A 13301-nucleotide genomic window follows, 5' to 3' on the forward strand; every position below is an offset into this window, starting at 1 on the left:
CCCCATGCCCGACACGACCCTGGTCAGCTTCTGCATCCCGACCTACCAACGCGCCCGCTACCTGGACTCGCTGCTCGGCAGCTTGTGCCTGGAACTGGCCGACTTCCCCTACCCCTGCGAGGTCTTCATTTCGGACAATGCCTCGGCGGACGACACGGCCGAAGTCGTGGCCCGCTACCAGGCCGATCTGCCGATCCGTTATGTCCGCCAGGCCGAGAACCGCGGCGGCCGCGCCAACTACCAGTTTCTGCAAGCCCAGGCCCGGGGCCGCTACCTGGTCTATATCGCCGATGACGACGCGGTGATGGGCACGCGCGTGGCCGAGGTGATTGCGCTGATGGAGGCGCAGCCCGAGGTCGGCATCGTCTACGCGCCCTGGAAGCTGCTGGACCTGGTGCAAGACCTGGACCTGGGCCAGTTCTACCGCCAGGACCGCGATGTGCGCATCGAGGCCGGCCAGCAGCGGGAATTGCTGGACACGCTCTTGCGCTACGGCATCTTTCCCGACATCAACATCTGCCGGCGCGAACTCGTGCAAGCAGCGCTGCCGCGCATCCACCAGCAGGCCTACTACGCCTACGTGCAGGCGGCCGAATATGTGGACCGTTCGGCCGTGCTCTTTCTCAAAGAGCCTTACTACGTCTCCATCACCAACTACTTCGCCGACCATCAACGCGAGCAAGGCGGCAACGAAGAGGCCGAGACCGCCTGGGACCGCTACCGCGCCGGCCTCGAATACATCCTGGGCCGAGCCCGCAGCCAGCTGAGCGAGAGCGGGCGCGCCGAGTTCCTGCTGCGCATCGAGCAGATGATCGCCCGCCGCATCGCCGTGGCGGTGCGCCTGCGCCTGGGCGCCGACCGCGACGCGGTGGAAACCTACTACTTGGCCTACCGGCTCAAGGCCCTGGGCGCCGAATCGCTGCTGCCCATGGACCTGGACACCTTGCGCGGCTTTGCCGCCCTGCAGTTCTGGCTGACTGACCCCGAGCTGGGCCGCGGCGTGCAGCAGCGCCTCTGCCTCGGCGACTTCGGCGAAGACCTGCGCGACTACATCCGCCAGCGCTCGGAGCAGCCGGTGCAGTTTCTTGCCGACACCCGCGATCTCCCCCCGCTCGGCGAACATGGCCTGGTGCTCAGCCGCCTGCCGCTGAGCGATGCGGAGCGGCAACACCTGAGCGGAGCCTGCGTGATTCAGGAGTCGGAGCTGCTGCGCAAATTCGCAGCCTGAAGGCATCCCAAGCTTCAGCCAGCAGCCGGCGTTCGCGGAGAAACAGAAAATTCAAACGCAACCACAGAGGCACAGAGGCACAGAGGTATTCGTTTGAAGTTTTTCTGTGATGGCTCTGTGCCTCTGTGGCTCTGTGGTCTATCCCCGGTTTTGTTTCTCCTGGGCTCAGGACGGCAACGGCCGCGCCGGATTGCCCACCACCCGGGCACCGGACGGCACATCGTGCAAGACCACGGCGCCCGCGCCGATCACCGCATCGGCACCGATGCGCAAGCGCGGCATCAGCACGGCGCCAGCGCCGACGAAGACACGAGCGCCGAGCTCACATTCACCGGCCAGCACCGCGCCCGGTGCGATGTGCACGCCCTCGTCCAATTGGCAATCATGTTCGACCACGGCGGCGGTGTTGACGATCACGCCGCGTCCCAGCCGCGCATGGCTGCACACCGCTGCCTGCGCGAGGATCTGGCAGCCTTCGGCCAGATGCGCGTCAGCGGCGACAAAAGCGCGCGGGTGAACCAAGCTGGGCAGGGGCATGCCTAGACCTTGCAGCCAGGCCAGCACGGCCAAGCGTGCGCGGTTGTCACTGCCAATGGCGGCGGCGGCTGCAGGCGAACTCGAGCGCCCTGCCAGCCAAGACAGCAAAGCGGGCTCGCCGTGCAGCAGAGGAACGGCCATCGCCGGTAGCGGATGGGGCACGGCCTGGCGGTCACCGAGAGCCACCAGGCGCCAGGCCTGGCCCTGGCCGATCAATTCGTGCAAGACCCGGGCTTGGCCCGTGGCGCCCCAGATCAACAAGTCCTCAGCCATGTCGCAAGCCCTGGACATGACGCCGCACATGAGCGCACACCCGATCGATCTGCGCCTCGCTCAGATCGTGGTAACTCGGCAGATTGATGCCGCGGCCTTGCAGGCCGTAGCTGACGACGTTAACGGGCCGGGGCTCGAACATGGGCAACATGCTGAGCGGCCAGAAGAAGGTCCGGCCATCGATGCGGTCGGCCTTGAAGTCGGCCAGCAAGGCCTCGCGATCGAAGCCCAGGCCGGCGTCGACGATGGCCGTGGGCATCCAGCAGCCATTGATGCAGCCCGGGTCCTCCGGGTTCAAGCGCAGGGGCAAATCGGCCAGGCGCTCGCGGTAGGCCGCCAGGATGCGGCGCTTGGCGCCCACCAGCGCTTCGATGCGCTCCAGCTGCGCGCAGCCCAGGGCCGCCTGCAGATTGCTCATCTTGTACTTGAAGCCGATCGCCTCGGGCCAGAACTGCCGGGCCTGGCCGGCCACGCGGCCATGGTTGCTCAGGGCCAGCACACGCTCGAACAAGGCGCTGTCATTGCAGACGAACATGCCGCCTTCGCCGGTGCTCAGGGTCTTGGTGCCATGAAAGGAAAAGCTCCCGAACCTGCCCATGGCGCCGGCACGTTGCCCGTGGTGAACGCTGCCTATGGCCTCGGCCGCATCCTCGACGACGGCGATGCCATGGCGCTCGCCCAGCTCCAGCAAGGCCTGCATCTCGCAGAGATTGCCGTACAAATGCGTGGCGATGATGGCCTTGGTGCGCGGCGTGATGGCCGCCGCCACGCGGGCCGGGTCCAGGCACCAGCTGTGCTCAAGCACATCCACAAAAACCGGCGTGGCGCCCAGATGGTGGATGGGTGCGGCGGTGGCGATCCAGTTGATGTCGGCCAGGATGACCTCGTCGCCTGCGCCCACACCCAGGGCCGCCAGGCCCATGTGCAAAGCCCCCGTGCAGCTGCTGGTGGCGATGGCATGGCGAACGCCCAGATGGCGGGCAAAGTCGGCCTCGAAGCGCTGGATGTAGTCATAGCAGCGCGGGCCCCAGCCATGGGCCGCCGCATCGGCCACATAACGCAGCTCCAGCTCGGTGACCGAAGGCAAGGTGTAGTGGATGCGATCTTCCGTGGCGGCACTCATATTCAGAACACCTGCAGTTCCGGCACTGCGACCACAAACTGGCCACCCCAGCCGCGGATGGCTGCTAGCTGGGCCTCCAGCTCAGTGCGCAGATTCCAGGGCAGCAACAAGACGAAATCCGGCCGCGCGGCCAGCAGTTCCTCAGGGCTGACAACAGGAATGCGCGAGCCGGGCAGGAATAGGCCCTGCTTGTGCGGCGAGGCATCGGCCACAGCCGCCAGCAGATCGGGCCGCAGGCCGGCGTAGTTCAGCAAGGTGCAGCCCTTGGCAGCCGCGCCGTAAGCCAGCACGGTCTTGCCGGCAGCTTTCTGCTCCAGCAAAAAGCGCAGCAGCTGGTGTTTGATGACGTCGGCCCGCGCCTGCAAGCGGCGGTAGAGCGCCGGCTCTTCCATGCCAGCCGCCAACTCTTGGGTCAGCAGCGCCGCGACGCTGGGCAGTTCCGCCGGGCTGCTCTCGGCATGGCCGGCCCAGACGCGCAGCGAACCGCCATGGCTTGGCAATTGCTCGACGTCCCAGACGGCCAGGCCCTGGGCCGCCAAGATGCGCCGCACGGTGGCGAAGCCGAGGTAGGAAAAATGCTCGTGGTAAATCGTGTCGAACTGCGCCTGCTCGACCAGCTGCTGCAGATGCGGGAACTCCAGCGTGATGCAGCCACCCGGGGCCAGCGCGGCCTTCAGACCGGCGACGAAATCGTTGATGTCTGGCACATGGGCCAGCACATTGTTGCCCACGATCCAATCGGCATGGCCGCGCTCCAGCGCCAGATGCTGGGCGAACTCGCGGCCGAAGAATTGCTCGATGCTTTCGATGCCGCGCGCTCTGGCGGCCTGGGCCGTGCTGTGCGTGGGCTCGATGCCCAGGCAGGGAATGCCGCGCGCCTGCACATGCTGGAGCAGGTAGCCGTCGTTGGACGCGATCTCCAGCACCAGGGAGCCAGGCCCCAGGCCGAGGCGGTCGACGCAGCGCTCGACATGGCGGCGCGCATGCTCAACCCAGGAACTGGAAATGGACGAGAAATAGACGTAGTCGCTCGAGAACAGGGCTTCATGCCCTTGCAACTCATCCACTTGCACCAGACCACAGGCCTGGCAGGTGAAGACCTTGAGCGGGAAGTAGAGCTCGGGCCGATTCAGGTCCTCGGCGCGCAAAAAGGCATTGGACGGCGGCGCGCTGCCCAGGTCGATGAAGACCTCATGCAGGGCGGACTGGCAATGGCGACAGCTCAGCACAAGCGAACTCCTGAAAAATGGGCCCGGTCGATCAGCGCATGTTGACGGTCACGCGCCGAGACCTCGGTGATGGGCAGGGGCCAGGTGATGGCCAGGGCCGGGTCGTCGTGGCGCAGGCCGGCCTCGTGCTCGGGGCTGTAAGGGGCGCTGTGCTGGTACAGCATCTGCACATCGTCGCTGAGCGTCTGGAAACCATGGGCGCAGCCCTCGGGGATGAAGACTTGCCGCTCCTGGGAAGCGTCCAGCACGACACCATGCCAGCGCAGAAAGCTTGGCGAGTCCGCACGCAAATCGACCACGACATCAAAGACGCGGCCGGCAATGCAGCGCACCAGCTTGGCCTCCAGCGCCGGCGCATGCTGAAAATGCAGGCCGCGCACCGTGCCACGCTGGGCCGTACGGCTGAGATTGCTTTGCTTGAAATGCAGGCCCGGCCGGCCCAGAGCCGCGAACTCCTGCTCGCAAAACCAGCGCGTCAGGCTGCCGCGGGCATCACCGCGCGGCTGGGTCTCGATCTCCCACAGGCCGTCTATCGGGCTCGGCGAAAACTTCAAGGCCAGACCTTCCAGGGCGCGGCATTGGCCTGCCAGAGTTCCTCCAGCCGGGTCTTGTCGCGCAAGGTGTCCATCGGTTGCCAGAAGCCCCGGTGGGTGTAGGCGGACAGCTGGCCCTGGCGTGCCAGGGTCTCCATCGGGCCGCTCTCCCAGACGGTGGCGTCGCCCCGGTCGATCAGCTCGAGCACCGAACGCTCGAGCACAAAGAAGCCGCCGCTGACCCAGCTGCCGTCACCGAGCGGCTTCTCGGAAAACTTGCTGATACGCTGGCCCTCGATATCGAGCGCGCCAAAGCGCCCGGGCGGCTGCACCGCGGTCACGGTGGCCTGGCGGCCTTGTGCCTTGTGGAACTCGATCAGCGCCGTCAGGTCAACATCGGCCAGACCGTCGCCATAGGTGAAGCAGAACGGCCCTTGGTCGGCGCCGTCGCTCAAATAATGCTGCACGCGCTTCAGGCGGCCGCCGGTCTGGGTGTGTTCGCCGGTGTCGACCAGGGTCACGCGCCAAGGCTCGCAATGCCGGTCGCGAATCTCCATGCGGTTCTCGGCCAGGTCGAAGGTGACGTCGGACATGTGCAGGAAGTAGTTGGCGAAGTACTCCTTGATCACATAGCCCTTGTAGCCCAGGCAAATGATGAAGTCATTGATGCCGTGCTGCGAATACAGCTTCATCAAGTGCCACAGCACCGGCCGGCCGCCGATCTCGACCATGGGTTTGGGGCGCACCGAGGTTTCCTCGGCCAGGCGCGTGCCCAGGCCTCCGGCAAGAATCACGGCCTTCATCGCAGGGGACCCTCCATGGCTGACACGCTCCCATCCATTGCACTTATGAACAATTCAGCATAAAGCCTGGCTGCCATGCCCAAAAGCCGGAGTCGCACCGCAGAGAGCCGCCGTCTTTGCCACAGCAGCGGTCAAAAAACTTCGGCCGAAGCCCCAAAAAGCGCCGCTACAATCCCGCCGGTCAGGAGAGAGCTTCCTCGCGGAAGCCGCCGAAGGCGCAGTGGCACTGGTGATCCCACGCTGCGAACGCTCAGGCAAAAGGACTGATAAAACGCCCGTTCACAAAACGTCGGGCGTCCTCACTGGAGAGAGACGGGTTTCGAGCCCGTCCACCGAAGGGGCAAGCTGTTGGCAATACGCCGGCGGCCAATCTCTCAGGTAAAGCGGACAGCGAGGGCATACCCACCCCACTCCTTGAGCCGGTCTCGAGGGTGTGGGCCAGATGTCTGCCCTCGAAAGTTGCCCGCCATGTCCGCTGCTGACACCTCCGCCCCCCTGCTCAAGACCCCGCTGCACGCTCTGCACATCGAACTCGGCGCCAAGATGGTGCCCTTCGGTGGCTATGACATGCCGGTGCAGTACCCGGCCGGCGTGATGGCCGAGCACAAGCACACACGCGCTGCCGCCGGTCTGTTCGATGTCTCCCATATGGGCCAGGTCCGCCTGATCGGTGACGGCGCCGCCGCTGCGCTAGAAACCATCGTGCCGGTCGACGTCATCGACCTCGGCCTGTTCAAGCAGCGCTATGCCCTGTTCACCAATGAGCAAGGCGGCATCCTGGACGACCTGATGATCGCCCGCCGCCCGGACGACCTCTTCGTGGTGGTGAACGCCGGCTGCAAGGTGCAAGACATCGCCCATATGCAAGCCAAGATCGGCGACAAGTGCCAGGTCTTGCCCCTGCCCGAACAAGCCCTGCTGGCCCTTCAAGGCCCGCAGGCCGTGACCGCCCTCTCGCGCCTGAACGCTGACGTGGCCAAGCTGACCTTCATGACCGGCGGCTTCTTCAATCTGGACGGCATAGCCACCTTCCTGACCCGCTCGGGCTATACCGGCGAAGACGGCTTCGAAATCTCGGTCCATCAAGACCAAGCGGTCGAACTGGCCCGCAAGCTGCTGGCCCAACCGGAAGTCAAACCCATCGGTCTGGGCGCGCGAGATTCGCTGCGCCTGGAAGCGGGCCTCTGCCTCTACGGTCATGACATCGACACCAGCACCACCCCGGTGGAAGCTTCGTTGACCTGGGCCATCCAGAAGGTGCGTCGCGCCGGTGGCGCCCGTGCCGGCGGCTACCCCGGCGCTGTCGTGGTGGACGAACAGCTCGCCAGCGGCGCCGCCCGCAAGCGCGTCGGCCTGGTCAGCAGCGAACGTATGCCGGTGCGCGAAGGCGCCAAGCTGGTCAACGCCGAGGGCGTGGAAATCGGCGTGGTCACCAGCGGCACCCTGGGCCCGACGGTGGGCAAACCGGTGGCCCTTGCCTATCTAGCCAAGGAATTCGCCGCCCTGGGCACCGAGGTCTTTGCCATCGTTCGCGACAAGCGCACGCCGATGACGGTGTCCAGCACCCCGTTCACACCCAACGGCTATTTCCGCGGCTGAGCGGCTGAGCGCTTGAGAGTCGCTTCGACTCATATCGCGCTTGCCCGGCCACGACCGGGCACCCTACATTTCAATTTCCTTTCCCCCACCTTCCGAAAGCAACGGAGCACCGCATGAGCACAATCAAGTACACGCCTGACCACGAGTGGGTCCAGATCGAAGCCGACGGCATCGTCACCGTGGGCATCACCGTGCACGCACAGGACGCACTGGGCGATGTGGTGTTCGTGGACCTGCCGGCCGTGGGCAGCAGCTTCGCCGCCAAGGAAGTGGCCGGCGTGGTCGAGTCGGTCAAGGCGGCCGCTGATGTCTACATGCCGGTGTCCGGCGAAGTGACCGAAGTCAACGAAACCCTGCGCGACGACCCCTCGCTCGCCAACAGCGACCCGCTGAAGACCGGCTGGTTCTTCAAGGTCAAGCTCAGCGACGCCGCCGAGCTGGACGGCCTGATGGACAGCACCGCCTACGACGAGCTGGTCAAGAACAGCTGATGCACTTGGCCGCGGCGACTCCGTCAGTGAGGCCGCGGCACCCCCTGCCACACAGCGCAGTCCTTGCGTCTTGCTGTAGCAGGCTCTCCCGAACACAAACGGCCTGAGGCCGCCACAAGCGGCGCCGGGCCCCAAGGATTTGCCATGTTGATGTCCGCCCTGCAGCCCCTGTCGGTGCTTGAGAACGCCACCGAATTCCACGCTCGCCACATCGGCCCCGATGCCAGCGATGAAGCCGGCATGTTGTCGGTGATCGGTGCGGCCTCGCGTCGTGCTCTGATCGAAGCCGTGGTGCCGGCCAGCATCAAGCGCTCGGTGGGCATGGACCTGCCGGCGGCCGCCAGCGAAGCCCAAGCTCTGGCCGAGCTGAAGGCCATGGCCAGCAAGAACAAGGTGCTCAAGAGCTATATCGGCCAGGGCTACTACGACACGCTGACCCCTGGCGTCATCCTGCGCAACATCCTTGAAAACCCCGCCTGGTACACCGCCTACACGCCCTACCAAGCTGAAATTTCGCAAGGCCGCATGGAGGCCCTGGTCAATTTCCAGACCATGGTGACCGACCTGACCGGCATGGCAATCGCCAATGCCTCCATGCTGGACGAAGCCACTGCGGCCGCCGAAGCCATGACCCTGGCCGCTCGTGTGGGCAAGAGCAAGAGCCAGACCTTCTTCGTGGCCGACGACGTGCTGCCGCAAACCCTGGAAGTGGTGCGCACCCGCGCCGAGCCGCTCGGCTTTGAGGTTCGCATCTGCAGCGGCGACGAGGCCCTGAACAACGACAGCTTCGCCGTCCTGCTGCAATACCCGGGCGTCAACGGCGAGGTGCGTGACTACGCCGAGTGGATCGCCAAATACAAGGCCCGTAGCAATGGCGTGGTCATCATGGCCGCCGACCTTCTGGCTCTGACCCTGATCAAAGCTCCGGCAGAGCTGGGCGCCGACATCGCCGTGGGCACCACCCAGCGCTTCGGCATGCCCATGGGCAACGGCGGCCCGCACGCCGCCTACATGGCTTGCAAGGACGAGTACAAGCGCAGCCTGCCCGGCCGCCTGGTCGGTGTCTCCATCGACGCGCATGGCAAGCCCGCCTACCGCCTGGCCCTGCAAACCCGCGAGCAGCACATCCGCCGCGAGAAGGCCACCTCCAATATCTGTACCGCCCAGGTGCTGCCGGCCGTGGTGGCCAGCATGTACGCCGTGTACCACGGCCCGCAAGGTCTGAAGCGCATCGCCCAGCGTGTGGCGTCCTTCACTGCTGTGCTGGCCCAAGGCCTCAAGGGCCTGGGCTTTGCCCTCGGCAACGCCAGCGCTTTCGACACCCTGCATGTGCAGACCGGCGCGCAGACCGAGGCCATCCAGGCCCGCGCCGTGGCCGCCGGCATGAACTTCCGCCGCGCCAGCGCTGAGGCCCTGAGCCTGTCGCTCGACGAGACCACCGCCCGCGCCGACCTGGCTGCCGTGCTGGCCGTGTTTGCCGATGGCAAGGCCGTGCCGGACCTGAGCGGTTTCGACAAGGGCATCGCCAGCCTGATCCCGGCCGAGCTGCAGCGCAGCAGCAGCTTCATGAGCCACCCGGTGTTCAACCGCTATCACTCAGAAACCGAGATGCTGCGCTATCTGCGCGGCCTGTCGGACAAGGACCTGGCGCTGGACCGCAGCATGATCCCGCTGGGCTCTTGCACGATGAAGCTCAACGCCACGGCCGAGATGATCCCCATCACCTGGCCCGAGTTCGCCGGCGTGCACCCGTTTGCACCGCACGATCAGCTGCAGGGTTATGCCCAGCTGAACGAGCAGCTGACCGCCTGGCTGTGCCAAGCCACCGGCTACGCCGGCATCAGCCTGCAGCCCAATGCCGGCTCGCAAGGTGAGTACGCCGGCCTGCTGGCCATCAAGGCCTGGCATGAGTCGCGCAATGAAGGCCATCGCAAGATCTGCCTGATCCCTGAATCGGCCCACGGCACCAACCCGGCCTCGGCCCAGATGGTGGGCATGCAGGTCGTGGTGACCAAGTGCGACAAAGAGGGCAATATCGACCTGGCCGACCTCAAGGCCAAGTGCGAGCAGCACAGCGCCAACTTGGCCGCCATCATGATCACCTACCCCTCGACCTACGGTGTGTTCGACACCCAGGTCAAGGAAATCTGCGCCCTGGTGCGCAGCCACGGTGGCCGTGTCTACGTGGACGGTGCGAACATGAACGCCCTGGTCGGTGTGGCCGCACCGGGCGAGTTCGGCGGCGATGTCTCCCACCTGAACCTGCACAAGACCTTCTGCATCCCGCACGGCGGTGGCGGCCCGGGCGTCGGCCCCGTCTGCGTGGTGGCCGATCTGGTGCCCTTCCTGCCCACCCACCGTTCGGCCGGCTACGACAGCAAGACCGCCATCGGCGCCGTGTCCGCAGCCCCGCTGGGCAATGCCGCCGTGCTGCCCATCAGCTGGATGTACTGCCGCATGATGGCTGCCGACGGCCTGCAGGCTGCGACCGAAGTGGCCATCCTCTCGGCCAACTATGTGGCCGCCCGTCTGGCGGACGCTTACGACATCCACTTCAGCGGCAATATCGATGGCATCAAGGGCGGCGGTGTGGCCCACGAGTGCATCCTGGACATCCGCCCGCTGAAGGACGCCACCGGCGTCGGCGCTGAGGACGTGGCCAAGCGCCTGATCGACTACGGCTTCCATGCGCCCACTCTGTCCTTCCCGGTGGCCGGCACCTTGATGGTCGAACCGACCGAGAGCGAATCCAAGTTCGAGTTGGACCGCTTCTGCGACGCCATGTTGGCCATCCGCGCCGAAATCGCCAAGGTCGCCGACGGCAATTGGACCGCCACCGACAACCCGCTGGTCAATGCACCGCACACGGCCGAGAGCCTGCTGGCTGCTGAGTGGACCCATGGCTACAGCCGCGAAGAAGCGGCCTACCCGGTGGCCTCGCTGCGCCGCCAGAAGTACTGGGTGCCGGTCGGCCGCGTCGACAACGTCTACGGTGACCGCAACCTGAGCTGCTCCTGCCCGCCCATGAGCGATTACGAGTAAGCGTTTCAAGACGCTCGGCATTGCCCTGCCAGAGCCGGCTTGCTGTCTGATGGACCCACCACCATCGACGCCAGCCGGCTTTTTCACAAGACTGGCCTGATTCTTCAGGCCAGGCTCGGATCTCACACCAACGCTTGGAGGCCCCATGGCCGTTTCAGTCTTCGACCTCTTCAAGATCGGCATCGGCCCGTCCAGCTCGCACACCGTGGGCCCGATGCGTGCCGCGCGCATGTTTGTGCAGCGTCTGCGCCACGAAGGTGTGCTGGACAAGACCACCCGCGTGGTCTCGCAGATGTACGGCTCGCTCGGCGCCACCGGCAAGGGCCACGGCAGCGACAAGGCGGTGCTGCTGGGCCTGGCCGGCCATGAGCCGGACACGGTGGACGTCGAGCAGGTGCCGGCTTACCTCGACGCCATCCGCAGTGGCGGCCGCATCCGCTTAGGCGGCGAGCATGAGATCGAGTTCAACGAGGCCAAGGACCTGGTGCTTTTCAAGCGCCAAAGCCTGCCCTTCCATGCCAATGGCATGCGTTTCTCAGCCTTCGATGCGGAAGGCGTGGAAATCCAGCAGCGCACCTACTACTCGGTCGGCGGCGGCTTTGTCGTCAGCGACGAGGTGGCGGCCGACGGCAGCAAGCAAAAAGTCATCGCTCCCGACGCGGCCGTGCTGCCCTACCCCTTCAAGTCGGGTGACGATTTGCTGGTGCTGAGCAAGCAGCATGGCATTTCCATCGCCGAGATCATGCGCCGCAACGAACGCCACTGGCGCAGCGATGAAGAGACCCGCGCCGGCCTACTCAAGATCTGGCAAGTGATGCAGGACTGCGTGAGCCGCGGCTGCCGCACCGAGGGCATCCTGCCCGGCGGCTTCAAAGTCAAGCGCCGCGCCGCGCAGTTGCACCGCGACCTGACCGCCAACCCGGAAGCCGCCCTGCGCGACCCGCTGCAGGTGATGGACTGGGTCAATCTCTACGCTTTGGCGGTCAATGAAGAAAACGCCGCCGGCGGCCGCGTCGTCACGGCGCCGACCAATGGCGCTGCCGGCATCGTGCCGGCCGTCCTGCATTACTACACGCGCTTCTATCACGGAGCCAACGAAGACGGCGTGGTTGACTTCCTGCTGACCGCTGCGGCCATCGGCATCCTCTACAAGGAAAACGCCTCGATCTCGGGCGCCGAAGTCGGCTGTCAGGGCGAGGTCGGCGTGGCCTGCTCGATGGCCGCGGGTGCGCTCTGCCAGGTCATGGGCGGCACGCCCGAGCAGGTCGAGAACGCGGCCGAGATCGGCATGGAGCACCATCTGGGCCTGACCTGCGACCCGGTCGGCGGCCTGGTGCAGATCCCCTGCATCGAGCGCAATGCGATCGCTTCGGTCAAGGCCATCAATGCCGCCCGCATGGCGCTGCGCGGCGACGGCACCCACTTCGTCAGCCTGGACAAGGTCATCAAAACCATGCGCGACACCGGCGCTGACATGATGACCAAGTACAAGGAAACTGCACGGGGCGGGCTGGCGGTCAATATCGTCGAGTGCTGAACCGGGCTCAAGTCTCCAAGACAAAAAAAGGCGACCCGAGGGTCGCCTTTTTGCTCAGCGCGGACGAGACATCAAGCGCTGCGGCGGCGGCGTGAGACCGCGCCCAGGCCCGCCAAAGCCAGTCCAACCAGGAGCATGGAGCTGGGTTCAGGCACGGTCGAGGGCGGCTGCACCGAGCCATTGCGCACGCTGAAGCTGTAGCGACCGGCGACATTGGAGTTCAGCGAACCGGCGACCAAAGACTGACTGCCGCCATCCAGCAGCGCGCCGTTCACGGCCGAGCCGGGCAGTTCGAAGGAATTGCTGTTGCCATTGGACCAACCGACGCGAGCCGAATTGCCGCCTTGGCCATTGCTGCCGCCGCTGGTCGGGTGGTCACCGGTTTCCCATTGCACCTTGTCATAGTTGAATTCGAAGTCGAAGTCGCCGGCGCCGATGTCGGAGCGGTCGGTGACGATCAGCTGGAAGCTGTTCAGCTTGTTCGACTGTTGGTTGAAGTAGCCCACGTCGATCCAGTTCACGCCGAAGACCTTGTGGCCATTCAGCAGGCCGGTGCCGTACTGAGTTTCGCGGCTGTTGAGATTCCGTGTGTCCACATCGGCGAAGAAGGCCGCGAGGATCTGACGGTTAGCGCCCTGCAGCCCGAAAGGGGTGAAGGTCGGCAGCGGCTGATCGAAAGTCACATTGCCGTTGTTGTTGACGTAGAGCTGGGAGAACTGGCTGCCAAAGAAATTGACATTGAAACCCATGTTGACGAGGCCGGTGGAACCGTCGTCGTTACGTGTCAGGGTGTTGCCCGTGAACAGGTCCGCATTGCGAACCGCGCCAGCCAGTGCCGAAGAACTGGCGGCTACCAAGCCGGAAACCAACAGTGCGGCGGAAAACAAGGTCTTGATCTTCAATTCA

At 65.4% G+C, this 13301-nt stretch carries 11 protein-coding genes and 2 riboswitches; of the genes, 5 read left to right on the forward strand and 6 right to left on the reverse strand.

Translation table 11 applies throughout. The annotated features are described in order from the left end of the window. Window positions 1-4 precede the first annotated feature (4 nt). The gene (locus LNV23_RS13430; RefSeq protein WP_263563436.1) at window positions 5-1228 is read left to right on the forward strand and encodes a glycosyltransferase family 2 protein; all 1224 of its coding nucleotides are present in this window, start codon (window positions 5-7) and stop codon (window positions 1226-1228) included. A 165-nt stretch (window positions 1229-1393) separates the two neighbouring features. Here LNV23_RS13430 and LNV23_RS13435 read toward each other — a convergent pair whose 3' ends face one another. Genes LNV23_RS13435 through rfbF form a run of 5 tightly spaced genes read right to left on the reverse strand, consistent with a single transcriptional unit; the run spans window position 1394 to window position 5726 of the window. Next, window positions 1394-2038, reverse strand: coding sequence for an acetyltransferase (locus tag LNV23_RS13435; RefSeq protein WP_263563437.1), 645 nt, complete (start codon window positions 2036-2038; stop codon window positions 1394-1396). Continuing rightward, the gene (locus LNV23_RS13440) at window positions 2031-3161 is read right to left on the reverse strand and encodes a DegT/DnrJ/EryC1/StrS family aminotransferase (RefSeq protein WP_263563438.1); all 1131 of its coding nucleotides are present in this window, start codon (window positions 3159-3161) and stop codon (window positions 2031-2033) included. Before LNV23_RS13440 ends, LNV23_RS13435 begins: the two co-directional genes overlap by 8 nt. Before the next feature lie 2 nt (window positions 3162-3163). After that, on the reverse strand, window positions 3164-4390 hold the full coding sequence (locus LNV23_RS13445; RefSeq protein WP_318023233.1) for a methyltransferase domain-containing protein: 1227 nt from the start codon (window positions 4388-4390) through the stop codon (window positions 3164-3166). Further along, window positions 4384-4944: a dTDP-4-dehydrorhamnose 3,5-epimerase family protein gene (locus LNV23_RS13450; RefSeq protein WP_263563439.1), complete on the reverse strand. Its 561-nt coding sequence runs from the start codon at window positions 4942-4944 to the stop codon at window positions 4384-4386. Before LNV23_RS13450 ends, LNV23_RS13445 begins: the two co-directional genes overlap by 7 nt. Next, window positions 4941-5726 carry a glucose-1-phosphate cytidylyltransferase gene (gene rfbF, locus LNV23_RS13455; RefSeq protein ID WP_263517273.1) on the reverse strand — a complete coding sequence of 262 codons (786 nt, stop codon included), beginning with the start codon at window positions 5724-5726 and terminating at the stop codon, window positions 4941-4943. Before rfbF ends, LNV23_RS13450 begins: the two co-directional genes overlap by 4 nt. A gap of 172 nt (window positions 5727-5898) precedes the next feature. Beyond that, window positions 5899-6002, forward strand: a riboswitch (glycine riboswitch). Window positions 6003-6018: 16 nt separating this feature from the next. Further along, a riboswitch (glycine riboswitch) is annotated at window positions 6019-6127 on the forward strand. A 67-nt stretch (window positions 6128-6194) separates the two neighbouring features. Here rfbF and gcvT point away from each other — a divergent pair. From gcvT to LNV23_RS13475, 4 genes are all read left to right on the forward strand, one after another. Next, entirely contained in the window at window positions 6195-7325 is a 1131-nt protein-coding gene (gene gcvT, locus LNV23_RS13460) for a glycine cleavage system aminomethyltransferase GcvT (RefSeq protein WP_263563440.1), read from the forward strand. A 113-nt stretch (window positions 7326-7438) separates the two neighbouring features. Next, entirely contained in the window at window positions 7439-7816 is a 378-nt protein-coding gene (gene gcvH, locus LNV23_RS13465; RefSeq protein ID WP_263563441.1) for a glycine cleavage system protein GcvH, read from the forward strand. Between the two features lie 144 nt (window positions 7817-7960). After that, the gene (gcvP, locus tag LNV23_RS13470) at window positions 7961-10858 is read left to right on the forward strand and encodes an aminomethyl-transferring glycine dehydrogenase (RefSeq protein WP_263563442.1); all 2898 of its coding nucleotides are present in this window, start codon (window positions 7961-7963) and stop codon (window positions 10856-10858) included. Between the two features lie 145 nt (window positions 10859-11003). Next, window positions 11004-12395, forward strand: a complete 1392-nt coding sequence (locus LNV23_RS13475; RefSeq protein ID WP_263563443.1) for an L-serine ammonia-lyase — start codon at window positions 11004-11006, stop codon at window positions 12393-12395. Window positions 12396-12466: 71 nt separating this feature from the next. On the opposite strand, the gene LNV23_RS13480 is transcribed toward LNV23_RS13475, so the two are convergent. Beyond that, a complete protein-coding gene (locus LNV23_RS13480) occupies window positions 12467-13297 on the reverse strand; it encodes a nidogen-like domain-containing protein (RefSeq protein ID WP_263563444.1) in 831 nt (276 codons plus the stop codon). Window positions 13298-13301 lie beyond the last annotated feature (4 nt).

This window comes from Kinneretia sp. DJ1R-11, from assembly GCF_025717595.1.
Classification (GTDB): domain Bacteria; phylum Pseudomonadota; class Gammaproteobacteria; order Burkholderiales; family Burkholderiaceae_C; genus Paucibacter_A.